Source organism: Bradyrhizobium sp. UFLA05-108 (assembly GCF_059803455.1).
Map to the genome: position 1 here is coordinate 58713 of NZ_JBANAZ010000002.1, position 17093 is coordinate 75805.

Here is a 17093-nt window from a genome sequence, read left to right on the forward strand (position 1 = left end):
TGGCTTAACGGGCAGTCTCATTTTGAATGTTGCGTCGCAAATGGTTCCGCGGTGCAATAGGCGAAGGAATGCGGCGTGGTTGAATCGCATGCTGCCCAGTGGCGGAGCGCCCGCAAATGGTGTTTTTGGTGCTGGGGAGCGGCGCTCCTGCCGTGTCGCACGGGTGACAACGAACGAGAAAAGGACCGATGCAATGAACTCGGAAACGGCCAGAATGACACTGACGGCGAAGGATGTTTTGCCGGAGGACGGGACGCGCGGCACGCTGGTCGGCCGCGTCTGGCTGCCGCAGGTTAATGGTCCTGCCGTGGTCGCGGTACGTAGCGACGGCGTGTTCGACATCACAGCGCGGTTTCCGACCATCAGCGCGTTGTGTGAGGAGGCCGATCCGTCAAAGGCTGTGCGCGAGACCAGGGGCGAGCGGATCGGCGATCTCGAGGCGATCGCGGCCAACACGCCGCCCGACCAGCGCGATCGGCAAAAGCCCTGGTTGCTCGCGCCGGTTGACCTTCAAACCCTGAAAGCCGCCGGCGTGACCTTTGCCGTCTCCATGCTGGAGCGCGTGATCGAGGAGCGGGCGAAGGGCAACCCGGCGTCGGCCGAAGCGATCCGGAAAGAAGTGACCCGGCTGATTGGCGACGATCTGTCTAAGCTCAAGCCCGGCTCGGACGGGGCGATGCGGCTGAAGCAGGTGCTGATCGAGCAGAACGCCTGGAGCCAGTATCTCGAGGTCGGCATCGGCCCCGATGCGGAGGTTTTCACCAAGGCGCCGGTGCTGTCGTCCGTCGGCGCCGGCATGGATGCCGGGCTGCATCCGAAATCGACCTGGAACAATCCGGAGCCGGAGCTGGTGCTGTTCGTGTCGAGCCGCGGCAAGATCGTCGGCGGTGCGCTCGGCAATGACGTGAACCTGCGCGACTTCGAAGGGCGCTCGGCGCTGCTGTTGTCGAAGGCCAAGGACAACAATGCCTCCTGCGCCATCGGCCCGCTGCTGCGGCTGTTCGACGACACCTTCTCCCTCGATGATGCACGCAAGCTGGACATCAGCCTCAGCGTGATGGGGCAGGACGGATTTGTGCTCAACGGCCATTCCTCGATCAGCAAGATCAGCCGCGATCCCACTGATCTCGTCGCGCAGACGATCGGCACCGTCCATCAATATCCTGATGGCTTCGTGCTGTTCCTCGGCACGATGTTCGCGCCGGTCGAGGATCGCGATGCGCCGGGGCAGGGGTTCACCCACAAGCACGACGACATCGTCACGATCGCAGCCCCCGCGCTCGGCAAGCTCACCAACCGCATGCGCACAAGCGACGAGTGCGAGCCCTGGAGCTTCGGCATCGGCGCGCTGATGAAGAACCTGGCGCAACGCAAGCTGATCTAAGCCAATGACGACTTCGGATCGGAGCACCGACTCGTTCGGCTCCAGGCCAGGTGTGGTTCACCACCGACACCTGGCGTTCCGACGGGCATGAGGAACAGCTGGTGAGGGCCATCCGTCCATTCAGGCGAAAGCCGAGTACCGCGACAGCCGAAAGAAGGGTTCGACATCGTACGTTGGATCGATGGCGAGGCGGGCAAGTTTTTCGCCGATAGCAGGCGCAAACTTCGCGCCGTGACCCGAACAGGGCGAGGCGACGATCAGCCGGGAATTCGGCCATCGATCGATGATGAACTCCTGGCCGTTGTCCGGTCGGTGGTCGGCTGGCAGAGTGTTGGTGTAGAGGCAGATGTCGCGATCGACGATCGGACCGGAAGCGCACGGGACGAGCTCGGCTAGCGCTTTTCCGACCGGCAACAATTCAGCATCGGTCGCCGGCCGGTCCCAGTCGTCGGCGTCCACCTTCGGTCCATGATTATGGGGTGCCGCTTTCACGCCACGCAGTTCGAAATCCGGGAAACCATACACGACATCGTTGGGGCCGCGTTCAAGGATGAACAGTGGAAAGCGGGCGGGTGACACGGTCTCGGGTCGGATGGCCTTAAACCAACCCACGGCCTGCCGCGTCACTTCGAGAATCGGAGCGATCTTGGGCAGGGCGCGGCCGAGCCATGGGCCAAGAGTGAGGATGACCTGCCGGGCGAAAACCTCCCGGGTCTTGGTGCGCACCATGACGCCGTCCGGACGACAGTCGATCTGCGCAGCTTCCGGAAAAATCCGCGCGTCGGCGCGCGTTCGCATGATCCTGAGGGCGACTTCGGCCTTTAGAATGGCCCCACCGTCCTGCACGACCACATCCCAGTCGGCAGGTAGAGCAAATGCGGGGAATTCCCGGTTTGCCGTAGCGGCCGACCAAGTGGGATCCGCATGGCCCTTCGCTATCGCCGCAGCGCGCGAGGCCGCGACCATCGCCGATCCGGGCCGGCCGGCCTCCAGAACCGGAGACGGTATGAGAATTGTTTTGCCGGTGTCGGCCTCCAGCCGCTTCCAGCCCGCAAGGGCTGCGTCGCTCAGATCGGTATAGTTGTCATTCTCGAAGTTGAAACGTCGGAACACCCGACATGAACCGTGAGAGGAGCCGCGATTATCGCCGGGGCCAATCGGGTCGAAGCCCAGCGCATCAACGCCGGCGTTCAGCAATGCGTCGAGCGCCGCGCTGCCCATGAGGCCGAGCCCGATTACGGCGACATCGCACGTCCGCATTGCTCCACCTTCCGACCGGTGCGCACAGCGCTAACATTTCAAACTATACTGAGCCCTTCGATAGGCGACTCCACATTTTCGCGTTCGTCTTTTTGTCGTGTTTGGGGGGAAAATCGCGCGTAGCGAGCGCGCGTGAAAAAATTTCGAGGATCAGTCATATAGTCAAATAATATGACTATACGGCACCAGGCTTCCGTGAAATAGTGCCTCCCGCCGCCCCGAGGGGCGGTCTAGCAGGTGCCATAATACCAATTGGCATCCGAGATAAACATTTTTTTGGGAGACACGCCTGATGACCCTCAAAGCCCTCTTTGCGGCCAGCGCCACCGCCGCACTGCTGCTTTCGCTGCCGGCCAATGCCGGCCAGCTCACCATCGGTTTTTCGCAGATCGGATCGGAATCCGGATGGCGCGCCGCTGAGACCTCGGTCTCCAAGCAGGAAGCGGCCAAGCGGCAGGTCAACCTGAAGATCGCCGACGCCCAGCAAAAGCAGGAGAACCAGATCAAGGCGATCCGGTCCTTCATCGCGCAGAACGTCGATGCGATCTTTCTCGCGCCGGTCGTTTCGACTGGATGGGACGCGGTGCTGAAGGAGGCCAAGGAAGCCAAGATCCCGGTCGTGCTGCTCGACCGCGACATCGATCCGTCGGGCAAGGACCTCTATCTGACCGCGGTCACCTCGGACAGCGTGCACGAAGGTGCCGTCGCCGGCGAGTGGCTTGCCAAGACGGTCGGCGAGAAGGCCTGCAACGTCGTCGAATTGCAGGGCACCGTCGGCGCCAGCGTCGCCACCAACCGCAAGAAGGGCTTTGACTCCGTCGTCGCCAAGCATCCGAACCTGAAGGTGGTACGCAGCCAGACCGGCGACTTCACCCGCGCCAAGGGCAAGGAAGTGATGGAGAGCTTCATCAAGGCCGAAGGCGGCGGCAAGTCGATTTGCGCCGTCTATGCGCATAATGACGACATGATGGTCGGCGCGATCCAGGCCATGAAGGAAGCCGGTCTCAAGCCCGGCAAGGACGTCCTGACCGTCTCGATCGACGCGGTTCCCGACATCTTCAAGGCGATGGCCGCAGGCGAGGCCAATGCCACTGTGGAGCTGACGCCGAACATGGCTGGGCCCGCGCTCGACGTCATCGCCGCCTTCAAGGACAAGGGCACCGCTCCGCCGAAGTGGATCCAGACCGAATCGAAGCTCTACACCGCCTCCGACGATCCGCAGAAAGTCTACGACAGCAAGAAGGGCCTCGGTTACTGAGCCCTATCGTGCGCCACTGTGGCGGGCGAGCATGATCCGGAAAAGTGTGTAGCGGTTTTCCGACCAGATCATGCTCAAACTAGACGCTCCGGTGGCGCACCCCCGTTCGAAACTGCTAAGCGTGGTGAATTGGCTGGACGTCCGCAATCCCACAAGCGGACGCCGGCGGGAGTGACGTCGCAATGGAGACCGGCCCGGATTCTGCCCCTTGTCTGCTCGAGGTGCGTGGGATCAGCAAGAGTTTTGGTGCTGTGCGCGCGTTGCAGGACGTCGATTTCACGCTCCGCGCAGGCGAGATCCATGCCCTGCTCGGCGAGAACGGCGCCGGCAAGTCTACGCTGATCAAAGTGATCACCGGCGTATTCCCGCGCGATGCGGGTATCGTTCGGCTCGGCGGCGTCGAGGTTGCGCCGCGATCGTCGAAGGCGGCGCTCGAGGCAGGTATTGCCACCGTCTATCAGGAAGTAAACTTGTTGCCCAATCTGTCGGTGGCGCAGAATCTGTTTCTCGACCGGCAGCCGATGCGCTTCGGCATCGTCCGCGAAGGCGAAATGCGCCGGCGAGCAAAGGCGTTGCTTGCCGAATTCGGCCTCGACATCGATGTGGCGGCGCCTCTCGGCAGCTACTCCGTCGCGATCCAGCACGTCACTGCGATCGCCCGCGCCGTCGATTTGTCAGCGCGCGTTCTCATTCTCGACGAGCCGACTGCGAGTCTCGATCGTCATGAGGTCGACATTCTCTTCAAGATCATGCGCCAGCTTGCCGGCCGCGGCATCGGCATCGTCTTCGTCAGCCACTTCCTCGACCAGGTCTACGAGACCTCCGACCGCATTACCGTCCTGCGCAATGGCCGCCTGGTCGGCGAGCGCGAGACCGCATCACTGCCACGGCTCGACCTGATCCGCATGATGCTCGGCCGCGAGCTTGCCGAGACCACCAGCGTACGCGCGGCTGCGAGGGAGCATCAGGCGCGCGAGATCTGCGCGAGCTTCGAGAACTACGGGAAGGCTGGTCACGTCGCGCCATTCAATCTGGAGCTGCGCCATGGCGAGGTCGTGGGCCTCGCCGGCCTCCTGGGCTCGGGGAGGACCGAGACGGCGCGGCTGGTGTTCGGCGCTGAGCGTTCCGATCAGGGCCAGGCGAAAGTGGAAGGTGCCCCCGTCCGGCTGCAAACTCCGCGCGACGGCGTCCGCCACGGTTTTGGCTATTGCCCGGAGGAGCGCAAGACCGAAGGCATCGTCGCCGAGCTCACGGTGCGCGAGAACATCGTGCTCGCGCTCCAGGCCAAGCGCGGCCTCTATTTGCCGCTGTCGCGCCGCGAGCAGGATGAGATCGCCGCGCGCTTCGTAAAACTGCTGGACATTCGTCCGCCAGATCCCGAGCGTCCGGTCGGCCTGTTGTCAGGCGGTAATCAGCAAAAGGTGCTGCTGGCGCGCTGGCTCGCGACCTCGCCGCGGCTCCTTGTGCTGGACGAGCCGACCCGCGGCATCGATGTCGGCGCGCATGCCGAGATCATCCGCCTGATCCGCGAGCTCTGCGACGACGGGCTGGCGCTGCTCGTGATCTCCTCCGAGCTCGACGAGATCGTCACCTATTCGGATCGCGTTGTCGTGCTGCGCGATCGCGCCCATGTCGAGGAGCTGCAGGGCGAGGCGATCGACGTCTCCAATATCTTGGCGGCGATCGCCGCCGATGGCAGTGCCGTGGCGCAGGAGGGCAGGCCATGACCGCTCTTCTGCCGCGCCGGGGCCTTGCCCAGATCTTTGCGCTGATCGTCATCCTGGCGGTCGACCGCGCAGTCTCGCCGCAATTCTTCGATCTGCGCTTGCAGGACGGGCGGCTGTTCGGCAGCCTGATCGACGTGCTCAACCGCGGCACGCCGGTGGCGCTGCTCTCGCTCGGCATGGTGCTGGTGATCGCGACACGCGGCATCGATCTTTCGGTTGGCGCGGTCATGGCGATCTCCGGCGCGATCGCAGCGAGCCTCGCCGACAGTCATGGCTTGCCGGTAGTGCTCGCGGCTGCGCTCGGTGCGGGACTCGTCTGCGGCCTCTGGAATGGCTTCCTCGTCAGCATCCTCGGCATGCAGCCAATCGTCGCGACGCTGATCCTGATGGTTGCCGGCCGCGGCATCGCCCAGCTTATCACCGAGGGCCGCATCGTGACCTTCACCTCGCCCGATCTGGTCTGGCTCGGCAACGGCGCCATCCTCGGCGTTCCCGTGCCGGTCGTGATTGCCCTGGGGATGCTGATCCTCACCGGCGCCGTGGTGCGCGGCTCCGCACTCGGGCTCCTGATCGAGGCGACGGGCGGCAATGCGCGCGCGAGCGAGCTTGCCGGTGTCGGCACCCGCGCCATGATTTTGGCCGTCTATGTCTGGTGCGGCGTGTGCGCGGCGCTCGCCGGCGTGATCGCCGCAGCCGACATCATGGGGGCTGATGCCAACAATGCCGGTCTTTGGCTCGAGCTCGATGCAATCCTGGCCGTCGTGATCGGCGGAACCTCGCTGTTTGGCGGCCGCTTCAGCCTCTTGCTCGCCGTGCTCGGCGCGCTCATCATCCAGACGATGAACACGGGCATTCTCTTGTCGGGCTATCCCCCGGAATTCAACCTCCTGGTCAAGGCCGTGGTCGTGCTGGCGGTGCTGCTGTTGCAATCGCCGAAGCTGACCGGTATGGCCGGCATCATGGCGCGTATCCGAGGGACGAAAGCATGAAAGGCCTGTCGCCCGTCCTCATCACGGCCATCGTGCTCGTCGCGGGCTTTGTGCTTTGCGCGCTGCAATTTCCCAACATCGCCTCGACCCGCGTGGTCTGCAATCTCCTGACCGACAACGCCTTCCTCGGTATCGTTGCGACCGGCATGACCTTCGTGATCATCTCGGGCGGCATCGACCTGTCGGTCGGCTCGGTGATCGGCTTTACCACCGTGTTCGTCGCGCTCGCAATCGAGCGCTGGGGCATGCCGCCGCTGGTCGCCTTCGTGGCGATCCTGGCGCTGTCCGCGGCCTTCGGCGCGGCGATGGGCGCCGTCATCCATCTGTTCGACCTCCCGCCGTTCATCGTCACGCTGGCCGGTATGTTCCTCGCGCGTGGCGCGAGCTTCCTGCTCTCGACGGAATCGGTGCCGATCACCGCGCCGATCTATTCGACGGTCTCGGACTTTGCGCTGCGACTACCAGGGGGCGGCCGATTGACGGCGGTTGCGATCATCATGCTGGTCATCGTGATCGGCGGAGCGTTGCTGCTGCAGCTCACCCGCTTCGGCGCCAATGTCTATGCGCTTGGCGGCAGCCGGATCACGGCGAGCCTGATGGGTGTTGCCGTCGGCAAAATGACTGTTTGCATCTACATGCTTTCGAGCCTGCTTGCAGGCATCGCCGGCATCGTCTTCTCCTTCTACACCGGCGCCGGCTACTCGCTCTCGGCCGTCGGCGTCGAACTCGATACCATCGCGGCGGTGGTGATCGGCGGCACGCTGCTCACGGGCGGGCAGGGCTCGGTGGTCGGAACGTTCCTCGGTGTCCTCATTCAGGGTCTGATCCAGACCTACATCAATTTCGACGGGACGCTGTCGAGCTGGTGGACCAAGATCGCGACCGGGGTTTTGCTGTTCGCCTTCATCGCCTTGCAGCAGGTCATGATCGCGATCGCGCGCCGGCCAGCCGTGAGATCCGCGGGAGCCACGTCATGACCTCGCGCATCGTCGTCATCCCGACGCGGCGGGCCCATTCCAACCACGCGGAAGTGTCCCGCTCGATCGGAATCGACATCATCGCGGGTCGCTATGCCGAAGGCACGCGGCTGCCTGGTGATGCCGAGCTGACCTCGATGTTCGGCGTCTCACGGCCGGTGTTGCGCGAGAGCGTGAAGACCCTCGTGGCAAAAGGTCTGCTCACCACCAAGGCGCGGGTTGGCACAGTCGTGCGCGAGCGCGGCGCCTGGAACATGTTCGATGCCGACGTGCTGGCCTGGCATCTCGACGCCGGCATCGACAAACGCTTCCTCAACGACCTCGCCGAGATCCGTCTTGCGGTCGAGCCGCGTGCGGCGATGCTCGCGGCCGCGCGGCGCTCGGAGGAGGATCTCGCCGAGCTCAAGCGCAGCATGGACCGCATGCGGCGGGAGGCCTCCGATTCCGCCGCCTTCGCCGACGCGGACCTCGCCTTGCACGTTGCCGTGGCGCGGGCATCGGGCAATCTGTTCATGCGCTCGATCGGCCATGTCATCGAAGCCGCCTTGCGCGCGTCCTTCCTGCTCAGCGCGCCGGTCGAGGTCGAGGATCGCGACACGGTGCTGCTCTGGCACCAGAAGATTGTTGATTCGATCGCGGCGGGCGACGTCGAGGCCGCCTCGGCCGCCATGGTCTTCGTCATCCACAATGGCATGAGCCGCCATGAAGGCACGGTGATCGAGACGGCGCCGGCCGAGGTGGCGCCCTCGGCTCAATCTGGAGAATAAGCGTGACGGAACTTCGCATCGCCATCGTTGGCTTCGGCAAGATCGCGCGCGACCAGCACGTCGCCGCGATCGCGGCAACGCCGGGCGCAACCCTTGCCGCCATCGCAAGCCGCAATGCTTCGCTGCCGGACCTGCCGCATTTCGCCAGCATCGAGGAGCTGCTCGCAAAGGGGCCGCCGATCGATGCGGTGTCGCTGTGCACGCCGCCGCAAGTGCGGCGTGTGCAGGCCGTCGCGGCGCTTGCCGCCGGCAAGCATGTGATGCTGGAGAAGCCGCCGGGCCTCAGCCTCGGTGAGCTCGACCCGCTGGTCGCGATGGCGATGGGCGCGAAACGGACGCTGTTTGCGACCTGGCATTCGCGCTTTGCCCCCGCCGTCGAGCCGGCGCGGCAATGGCTCGCCGCGCGCAGCATCAAGTCCGTGCACATAAGCTGGAAGGAAGACGTCCGCGTCTGGCATCCGGGGCAGGGTTGGATCTGGGAGCCGGGCGGGCTCGGCGTGTTCGATCCCGGTATCAATGCGCTGTCGATCCTGACCCGCATCCTGCCGCGTCAGGTGTTCGTGACGGCGGCTGAGTTGTCCTTCCCCGCCAATCGCGAGGCGCCGATTGCGGCGAATCTGACACTCTCCGACGCCGGCGGTCTCCCGATCACGGCCGAATTCGACTTCCGACAGACCGGCCCACAGAGCTGGGACATCGTGGCCGAGACCGATCAGGGCCGGATGATGCTTTCGGGCGGCGGCGCCCGCATGGCCGTCGATGGCAAAGTGCTTGCGGAAGAGCCGGAAGCCGAATATCGCGGGCTCTACCGGCGTTTCGTCGAGCTTGCGGCGACGCGCGAGAGCGATGTCGACCTGACGCCGTTCCGTCTCGTCGCCGACGCCTTCATGCTTGGCAAGCGCAACGTCGTCGAACCGTTCGTGGAATGATCATGGCAGGCAGCAGCATCACAAGGGACGTCTTCGGAACGCTGCCGGATGGCCGCGCCGTCGAGCGCGTGGTGCTGCGCGGGCAGGGCGGTTTCGAAGCACGCATCATCACCCATGGTGCGGTGATCCAGGCGCTGATCGCCCCTGATGCCAAGGGCGCTACCGACGACGTCGTGCTCGGCTATGACGATTTTGCGGGCTATTTCGCCGAGCGGAAGTTCTTCGGCGCGACCGTCGGGCGCTATGCCAACCGTATCGCGGACGCACGCTTCGTGCTCGATGGCGAGACGGTGCAGCTCGCCGCCAACAACGGCCCGAACGCGCTGCATGGCGGTCTGGACGGCTTTGATCGCAAGCTCTGGCAGATCGCCGATCTCGCTGACGGCGCGGAGCCCGTGGTCACGCTCACTTATACAAGCGAGCACGGCGAAGAGGGCTACCCGGGCCGGCTCGACGTTCGTCTCACCTATCGGGTGACCGGTCCTGCCGAACTGTCGGTCGGCATGGAGGCGCGGAGCGACCGCCCGACGATCGTCAATCTCACCAACCACAGCTTCTTCAATCTGGAAGGAGCGACGTCGGGAACGCCGATCCTCGATCACAAGCTCATGGTCGCCGCCGATCATTTCCTGGCGATCGATCCAACTGCGATCCCGCTGGCCGGGCCGCCGCACGCAGTGGCCGGGACGCCCTTCGACTTCCGTGAGGCCACTGCGATTGGCGCGCGGATCCGGCAGAATGATCAGCAGTTGCGCAACGGCAGGGGCTATGACCACACGTTCTGCCTCCCGCGCGACGGCAGCTTGCGTCTCGCCGCGCGCGTGGAGGCGCCGCGCTCGGGGCGCATCATGGAGCTGTTCACGGATCAGCCGGGCTTGCAGGTTTATTCCGGCAACTACCTCGACGGCTCGGTGGCGGGCAAGGGCGGCCGGCTGTACCGACAGTCCGACGCGCTGTGCCTCGAACCGCACATTTGGCCCAATTCGCCGAACCGGACGGATTTCCCGAGCCCGCGTCTTGCGCCCGGCAGCGTTTACAAGCACCACACCGTGTATCGTTTTGGGGTGAGCTCACCATGACCGAGCAGGTGCCGACCTCTGTTCTCTGCGCCGAGCATTGCCATCTCGGCGAGGGCCCGACCTATGACGTCACCACCGATACCGCCTGGTGGTTCGACATCCGCGAAGGCCGCCTTTATGAGGCCGCTCTCGCTGGTCGCAATATTCGCGTCCATGCACTCGGCCGGATGGCAAGCGCGCTCGGCCGCATCGATGCGGAGCGGCAGCTCATCGTGGCCGAGGATGGCCTCTACATCCGCAAGCTCGCTGATGGCGCGATGACGCTCTATCGCCCGCTGGAGGCCGACAACCCGGGCACGCGGTCGAACGACGCACGCGTGCATCAATCCGGCACGTTCTGGATCGGCACCATGGGCCGCAAGGCGGAAGCGGGCGCCGGCGCGATCTACGCGCTCCATCGCGGCAAGATCTCGACGTTGTTTCCCGGCATCAGCATTCCGAACTCGATCTGCTTCTCACCGAACGGCACGATCGGATACTTCGCCGACACCGCGCGTCACGTGCTCTATCGCGTTCCGCTCAATCCGGCGACGGGGTTGCCGCGCGGCGAGCCGGAGGTGCTGCTGCGTCACACCGGCGTCGGCGGTCTCGATGGCTCGGTGGTCGATGCCGACGGGTTGATCTGGAATGCGCGCTGGGGCGGGGCCTGCGTCGACGTCTATAGTCCCGAAGGCGAGCGCTTGCGCTCGCTGGTGGTGCCGGCGCGGCAGTCGAGTTGTCCCGCCTTCATCGGGCCGGATCTGTCTCGCCTTCTTGTCACCTCGGCGTGGCAGGATATGGATGCGGCGGCACGCGCCGCCGATCCTCAGGCTGGTTGCACCTTCATCCTCGAGGCTGCCGCGCGCGGTCGCGCGGAGCCCGACGTCAAGCTCGAATAGGAGATCCAAAGCCCCACAACACACCGAGTTCTGACTACAACGACGAACGTTCTTACACCCAAGGGAGTGAACCATGCTGAAACTGAAGACGACCGTACTTGCGCTCGCATTTGCGAGCGCCGCCGCGATGGCCTCATCGGCCCCGGCATTGGCCCAGGACAAGCCGACCGTCGGCATCGCCATGCCGACAAAGTCGTCGGCCCGCTGGATCGATGACGGCAACAACATGGTCAAGGTGCTGAAAGAGCGCGGCTACAACACCGATCTGCAATATGCCGAGGACGACATTCCGAACCAGCTCTCGCAGGTCGAGAACATGGTGACGAAGGGCGCCAAGGCGCTGGTGATCGCGGCGATCGACGGCACCACGCTGTCGGACGTGCTCAAGCAGGCCAAGGCCAAGGGCATCACCGTTATCGCTTATGACCGCCTGATCCGCGGCACGCCGAACGTCGACTACTACGCGACCTTCGACAACTTCCAGGTCGGCGTGCTCCAGGCGGAATCGATCGTGCAGGGACTCGGTCTGAAGGATGGCAAGGGTCCGTTCAACATCGAGTTGTTCGGCGGCTCGCCCGACGACAACAACGCCTACTTCTTCTACAACGGCGCGATGTCGGTGCTGCAGCCTTACATCGACAGCAAGAAGCTCGTCGTCGTGTCCGGCCAGATGGGCATGGACAAGGTCGCGACCTTGCGCTGGGACGGCGCCACCGCGCAGGCCCGCATGGACAACCTGCTCAGTGCCTACTACGGCAACAAGAAGGTCAATGCCGTGTTGTCGCCGTATGACGGCCTCTCGATCGGCATCATCTCGTCACTGAAGGGCGTGGGCTACGGCAGTGCCGACCAGCCGATGCCGATCATCAGCGGCCAGGATGCCGAAGTGCCCTCGATCAAGGCGATGCTGCGCGGCGACCAGTATTCGACCATCTTCAAGGACACCCGCGACCTCGCCAAGGTGACCGCTGATATGGTCGACGCAGCGCTGGCCGGCAAGCAGGTCACGGTGAACGACACCAAGACCTACGAGAACGGCGCCAAGACCGTGCCCTCCTACCTGCTCAAGCCCGTCGTGGTCTACAAGGACAATTGGGAGAAAGTTCTGGTTGACAGCGGCTACTACAAGAAGTCGCAATTCCAGTAAGGTGCTGCCTACTCCCTCTCCCCGCTTGCGGGGAGAGGGTTGGGGTGAGGGGGAGTCTCCACGAGGGTGGGATAGATGGTGTCGTGGAGACTCCCCCTCACCCGAAATCCGCGCTAAGCGCGCATTTCGATCTCTCCCCGCGTCCGCCATTGCTGAAGCTTTGGCGGATAGGCACGGGGAGAAGTGAACTAAAGACGGGACACGAAGCCATGACGGCAATGTTGGAAATGCGCGGCGTCAGCAAGAGCTTTGCGGGCGTGCAGGCGCTGCGTGACGTCAATTTCTCGGTCGAGCCCGGGCAGATTCATGCCCTGGTCGGCGAGAACGGCGCCGGAAAATCCACACTGATGAAGGTGTTGAGCGGGGTCTATCCCCACGGCAGCTACGAGGGAACCATCGTCTTCGAGGGCGAGGAACGCCGCTTCCGCGACATCAATGATTCCGAGGCGCTCGGCATCATCATTATCCACCAGGAGCTGGCGCTGATCCCGTTGATGTCGATTGCGGAGAATATCTTTCTTTCGCATCCGCCGTCACAACTTGGCGTCATCGACCGCGACGAGGTCTACCGCCGGACCCGGGAACTCCTGGCCCAGGTCGGCCTGAAGGAGTCGCCGGACACGCTGATCACCGATCTCGGCGTCGGCAAACAGCAGCTCGTCGAGATCGCCAAGGCGCTCTCTAAGCGCGTGCGGATGCTGATCCTGGACGAGCCGACCGCCAGCTTGAACGAGGCCGACAGCGCTGCGCTGCTCGAGCGCCTGATGCAATTTCGCGAGCAGGGCATCGGCTCGGTCCTGATCTCCCACAAGCTGAACGAAGTCGCCAAGGTTGCCGACCACATCACGGTGCTGCGCGACGGACGCACGGTGGATGGCATCGACTGCCGGACCGAGCAGGTCCAGGAGGACCGCATCATCCGCAGCATGGTCAACCGCGATCTCGCCCACCGCTTCCCCGAGCGCAGCGCCAAGATCGGGGAGCCCGTCCTCAAGGTTGAGAACTGGTCGGTTTATCACCCGATCCATCCTGAGCGACAGGTCATCAAGAACGTCAATTTCGGTGTGCGGCGCGGCGAGGTCGTCGGGATCGCCGGGCTGATGGGGGCAGGGCGCACCGAATTCGCCATGAGCCTGTTCGGCCGCTCCTGGGGCACCAACATCACCGGCCGCATTCGCCTCGAGGGCAACGAGATCGTTCTGCCGAGCGTGGCGGCGGCGATCGATGCCGGCCTTGCCTATGTCACCGAGGACCGCAAGCAGCTCGGGTTGATCCTGGCCGACGACGTCCGCAAGAATATTACGCTGGCCAGCCTCGACCAAGTTGCCCCCGGCAAGGTGATCGACGACATTGCCGAGCTGAAGGTGGCAAGCGACTACCGTAACCGGATGCGTATCCGCTGCTCCGACGTCTACCAGGAGACCGGCCAGCTCTCGGGTGGCAACCAGCAAAAGGTCGTGCTGTCGAAATGGCTGATGACCGACCCCAAGGTTTTGATCCTGGACGAGCCGACGAGGGGTATCGACGTCGGTGCGAAATATGAGATTTACTGTATCATCAACGAGCTGGCGGAGGCCGGCCGGGGCGTCGTGGTGATCTCCTCGGAGATGCCGGAGCTGCTCGGCATCTGCGACCGCATCTGCGTCATGAACGACGGCGCTTTCGTCGGTGAGTTTGCGGGCCATGAGGCGACGCAGGAGAAGATCATGCGCGCCATCATGCGCAATGAGAGAAGCAATGGAAACGGCGTGCCTGAGGCCGCGGAGATGGGAGGAATGCAGCCATGACCGACAAGACGGTTTCGCTGCCTGAGGAGCGCCGGCACGCGGGCTTCATCAAGAATAATTTGCGCAACTACGGCATGCTGATGTCGCTGGTCGCGATCATGCTGTTCTTCCAGATCATGACCGGCGGCACGTTGCTACAGCCGCTCAATCTCACCAATCTGGTGCTGCAGAACAGCTACATCGTCATCATGGCGCTGGGCATGTTGCTCGTGATCGTGACCGGACATATCGATCTGTCGGTCGGCTCGGTTGCAGGGTTCGTCGGCGCCGTGGCCGCGCTGCTGATGGTGAGCTACAAGGTCGACTACACCGTTGCCTTCATCGCTTGCCTGCTGTTGGGCGCGGCGATCGGTGCCGCGCAGGGCTATTGGGTCGCCTATTTCGGTATCCCGTCCTTCATCGTGACGCTGGCCGGCATGCTCGTTTTCAAGGGCCTGGCGCTTGCGGTGTTGCAGGGCCAGTCGCTCGGGCCGTTTCCGTCGACGTTCCAGAAGTTGTCCTCGGGCTTCATTCCGGAAATGCTGCCTGAGGCCGGCACGCTGCACCCGACCTCGATGCTGATCGGCGCGGTGCTGGCCCTCGGACTGGTCTATGCCAGCGCCAAGAGCCGTTCGCGCGAGCAGTCGCACGGCATCGAGGTCGAGCCTTACGCGTTCTTCCTGGGCAAGAGCGTCGTGCTGGCCTGCGCGGTGCTCTATTTCACCTACCTGATCGCGACCTATCGCGGACTGCCGAACGTGCTGGTGATCATGAGCGCCTTGATCGCGCTCTATGGCTTCGTCACCCGGCGCACCGTGATCGGACGGCAGATCTATGCGGTTGGTGGCAATGCCAAGGCGGCCAAGCTTTCGGGCATCAAGACCGAGCGGCTGACCTTCTTCACCTTCGTCAACATGGGCGTGCTGGCCGCACTCGCCGGCCTCGTCTTCGCCGCGCGGCTCAACACCGCAACGCCGAAAGCGGGCCTTGGCTTTGAGCTCGACGTCATCGCCGCCTGCTTCATCGGCGGCGCTTCGGCCTATGGTGGCGTGGGCCGCGTCGGCGGTGCCGTGGTCGGCGCCATGATCATGGGCGTGATGAACAACGGCATGTCCATCCTCGGCATCGGCATCGATTACCAGCAGGTCATCAAGGGCCTGGTGCTGCTCGGTGCGGTCTGCATCGACGTGTACAATCAGCGGCGGTAGCCAATTCGACGGTGCCGCAGGGTGGGAAAGGCGCGCAAGCGCCGTGCCCACCGTCTTCTCTTTACGTCGCGCAGAAGTGGTGGGCACGCTTCGCTTTTGCCCACCCTGCATCTTCGTCTATTCTGCGCAATGTCGTGGACACGCCAACGGGCACGCGTTCGCGCGACCTGATTGCTATGTTGGGCTGATCCGATAGAGAACGTGCTTTATTTTCTCTCTCGCGAAGCGGCTCTGGGTTCAGCACCCACTTCGTCGAAGGCGATACTGGAGCATTCCCGGAATGGCGCAAAGGCAGCTTGCGGCGCCGACAATTCCTGGCAATACATCCGATCGATCTTCTGCTGCATGAGCGCATAGCAGTCGCATGCCGCCCTCTCCAGCCGCGCCCGGTGGATCTCCACGAAGCCGCGTCGGTCGGACGGGATGGCGCCCGCAGCGCGGAGCTTGCTCATCGTCAGAGTGACGGTCGTCCGCCGCACCCCGAGCAATTGCGCAAGCGCCTCCTGCGTCACGGGAAGAAGATCATCGGGAACGCGGTCGTGCAGTTGCAGTAGCCACCGCGCCATGCGGCCGTCCACTCGGTGCAGCGCGTTGCAGGCGGCTACGTGCTGGAGCTGCAACAGCAGCGCGCGGGCGTGGACCTGCACGACATGTCTGATGGCTGCGCTGCGCGCGCAGGCAGCCCGGAACTTCGCGGCTGATATCAGCGAGGCCGTGCCCGCCAGGCGTGCAGTCGCCGTGACGGATGAATGTGAGGGACCGAGTACGGAGAACGAGGCCAAAGCACCTTCCCGTCCCATCAACGTGGTTGCGACCGTTTGCCCGTCGGGCATATCGAGCATGAAGGCGATCGCGCCGCTGTGGGGAAAATAAACCGGGTCGAGTTCATCGCCCGTCCGCACCAGAACGGCATCGGCTTCGAAGGAGACTTTCTGGAAGTGGGGCGTAAGCAAGCCCAAATCCTCGGGCGGCAACGCCGCCAGAAGCCGATTCCCAATGCCGGTGCGGTGAACGGTCACGATGCCTCTTGGTGAACGAGCAACCCAGGAACGACGCTGGCTAGCATCCACGAAAGTGAGGTCGAGTCAACGCAGCGCGCGCCGGCATGGGTGGTTTCGCGTGAGCGGCAGCCCCGAAGCGGACCACACGGAGTGGTCGAGGCAAAGGCAATCAAAAACGCAGTATACAAGGTTTCGATTCCATAAAATCCGATTATTCGAAATTGAAATGCCGAACGCTATTCATCCAAACAGAGCCATTGCTCGAGATCAAGCACGGGTAATTGCGGGGCTGTGCGGTTTTCGCCGAGCAAACGCCAGCTTGAGCACTTTGCCCGCTCGCCACTTTTCAGCCTGGCGACTGCCGACGCGGTGATCGACCGGTGTTGGTTTGGCGACTGCCCTGGCCGGCATATCAGGCCGATTTCGCTCTCCAATGTCCTCATGCCACCGCGTCCAAAGCTGGATGAGGAACCGACGTTCTACTGCGTCAGGAACAGCACCACCGCGATCGCGACCGATAGACAGACCGCAGATGCGGTCGCCGCCGTCGACAGCACGCCCATCCGCCGGAGCGCCGCCGCGAACAGGATAATGATAGGGGTTGCGGTCATCAGACCAAGTTGCGCCTCGCTCATGTTGGCCTTCGCGAAAATGATGAAACCTCGACGGTCACTCTACCGACCGCCGCCATCACGGAGGTTGCGACGGCGCAAACAGCGCGAA

Annotated in this window: 15 protein-coding genes; 12 read left to right on the forward strand and 3 right to left on the reverse strand. The window is 63.8% G+C overall.

Going from position 1 to position 17093, the window contains the following annotated elements:
- Window positions 1–214 precede the first annotated feature (214 nt).
- A complete protein-coding gene (locus tag SO140_RS01520) occupies window positions 215–1384 on the forward strand; it encodes a fumarylacetoacetate hydrolase family protein (protein ID WP_449378342.1) in 1170 nt (389 codons plus the stop codon).
- A gap of 120 nt (window positions 1385–1504) precedes the next feature.
- On the opposite strand, the gene SO140_RS01525 is transcribed toward SO140_RS01520, so the two are convergent.
- The gene (locus SO140_RS01525; RefSeq protein WP_498542201.1) at window positions 1505–2644 is read right to left on the reverse strand and encodes an FAD-dependent oxidoreductase; all 1140 of its coding nucleotides are present in this window, start codon (window positions 2642–2644) and stop codon (window positions 1505–1507) included.
- 292 nt (window positions 2645–2936) lie between these two features.
- On the opposite strand from SO140_RS01525, the gene ytfQ reads away from it, so the two are divergent.
- From ytfQ to mmsB, 11 genes are all read left to right on the forward strand, one after another.
- The gene (ytfQ, locus tag SO140_RS01530) at window positions 2937–3902 is read left to right on the forward strand and encodes a galactofuranose ABC transporter, galactofuranose-binding protein YtfQ (protein ID WP_449378344.1); all 966 of its coding nucleotides are present in this window, start codon (window positions 2937–2939) and stop codon (window positions 3900–3902) included.
- Between the two features lie 182 nt (window positions 3903–4084).
- On the forward strand, window positions 4085–5629 hold the full coding sequence (locus tag SO140_RS01535) for a sugar ABC transporter ATP-binding protein (RefSeq protein WP_498542202.1): 1545 nt from the start codon (window positions 4085–4087) through the stop codon (window positions 5627–5629).
- Window positions 5626–6618, forward strand: coding sequence for an ABC transporter permease (locus SO140_RS01540; RefSeq protein ID WP_498540564.1), 993 nt, complete (start codon window positions 5626–5628; stop codon window positions 6616–6618). Before SO140_RS01535 ends, SO140_RS01540 begins: the two co-directional genes overlap by 4 nt.
- On the forward strand, window positions 6615–7595 hold the full coding sequence (gene yjfF, locus SO140_RS01545) for a galactofuranose ABC transporter, permease protein YjfF (RefSeq protein WP_498542203.1): 981 nt from the start codon (window positions 6615–6617) through the stop codon (window positions 7593–7595). Before SO140_RS01540 ends, yjfF begins: the two co-directional genes overlap by 4 nt.
- The gene (locus tag SO140_RS01550; RefSeq protein ID WP_449378348.1) at window positions 7592–8362 is read left to right on the forward strand and encodes a FadR/GntR family transcriptional regulator; all 771 of its coding nucleotides are present in this window, start codon (window positions 7592–7594) and stop codon (window positions 8360–8362) included. The genes yjfF and SO140_RS01550 overlap by 4 nt, the downstream gene beginning before the upstream one ends.
- Window positions 8363–8364: 2 nt before the next feature.
- Window positions 8365–9291, forward strand: a complete 927-nt coding sequence (locus tag SO140_RS01555; protein WP_498542204.1) for a Gfo/Idh/MocA family protein — start codon at window positions 8365–8367, stop codon at window positions 9289–9291.
- A 2-nt stretch (window positions 9292–9293) separates the two neighbouring features.
- Window positions 9294–10370, forward strand: coding sequence for an aldose epimerase family protein (locus SO140_RS01560; protein WP_498542205.1), 1077 nt, complete (start codon window positions 9294–9296; stop codon window positions 10368–10370).
- Window positions 10367–11248: an SMP-30/gluconolactonase/LRE family protein gene (locus SO140_RS01565; protein ID WP_449378351.1), complete on the forward strand. Its 882-nt coding sequence runs from the start codon at window positions 10367–10369 to the stop codon at window positions 11246–11248. The genes SO140_RS01560 and SO140_RS01565 overlap by 4 nt, the downstream gene beginning before the upstream one ends.
- Window positions 11249–11321: 73 nt before the next feature.
- Window positions 11322–12395: a multiple monosaccharide ABC transporter substrate-binding protein gene (chvE, locus tag SO140_RS01570; RefSeq protein ID WP_449378352.1), complete on the forward strand. Its 1074-nt coding sequence runs from the start codon at window positions 11322–11324 to the stop codon at window positions 12393–12395.
- Window positions 12396–12604: 209 nt separating this feature from the next.
- A complete protein-coding gene (gene mmsA / locus SO140_RS01575) occupies window positions 12605–14182 on the forward strand; it encodes a multiple monosaccharide ABC transporter ATP-binding protein (protein ID WP_449378353.1) in 1578 nt (525 codons plus the stop codon).
- Window positions 14179–15369: a multiple monosaccharide ABC transporter permease gene (gene mmsB / locus SO140_RS01580; RefSeq protein WP_449378354.1), complete on the forward strand. Its 1191-nt coding sequence runs from the start codon at window positions 14179–14181 to the stop codon at window positions 15367–15369. Before mmsA ends, mmsB begins: the two co-directional genes overlap by 4 nt.
- A 206-nt stretch (window positions 15370–15575) precedes the next feature.
- Here the strand turns inward: mmsB and SO140_RS01585 are convergent, their stop codons facing one another.
- Both SO140_RS01585 and SO140_RS01590 read right to left on the reverse strand, forming a co-directional pair.
- Window positions 15576–16388, reverse strand: coding sequence for a Crp/Fnr family transcriptional regulator (locus SO140_RS01585; protein ID WP_449378355.1), 813 nt, complete (start codon window positions 16386–16388; stop codon window positions 15576–15578).
- Between the two features lie 461 nt (window positions 16389–16849).
- Window positions 16850–17005: a hypothetical protein gene (locus tag SO140_RS01590; protein WP_449378356.1), complete on the reverse strand. Its 156-nt coding sequence runs from the start codon at window positions 17003–17005 to the stop codon at window positions 16850–16852.
- Window positions 17006–17093: the final 88 nt, after the last annotated feature.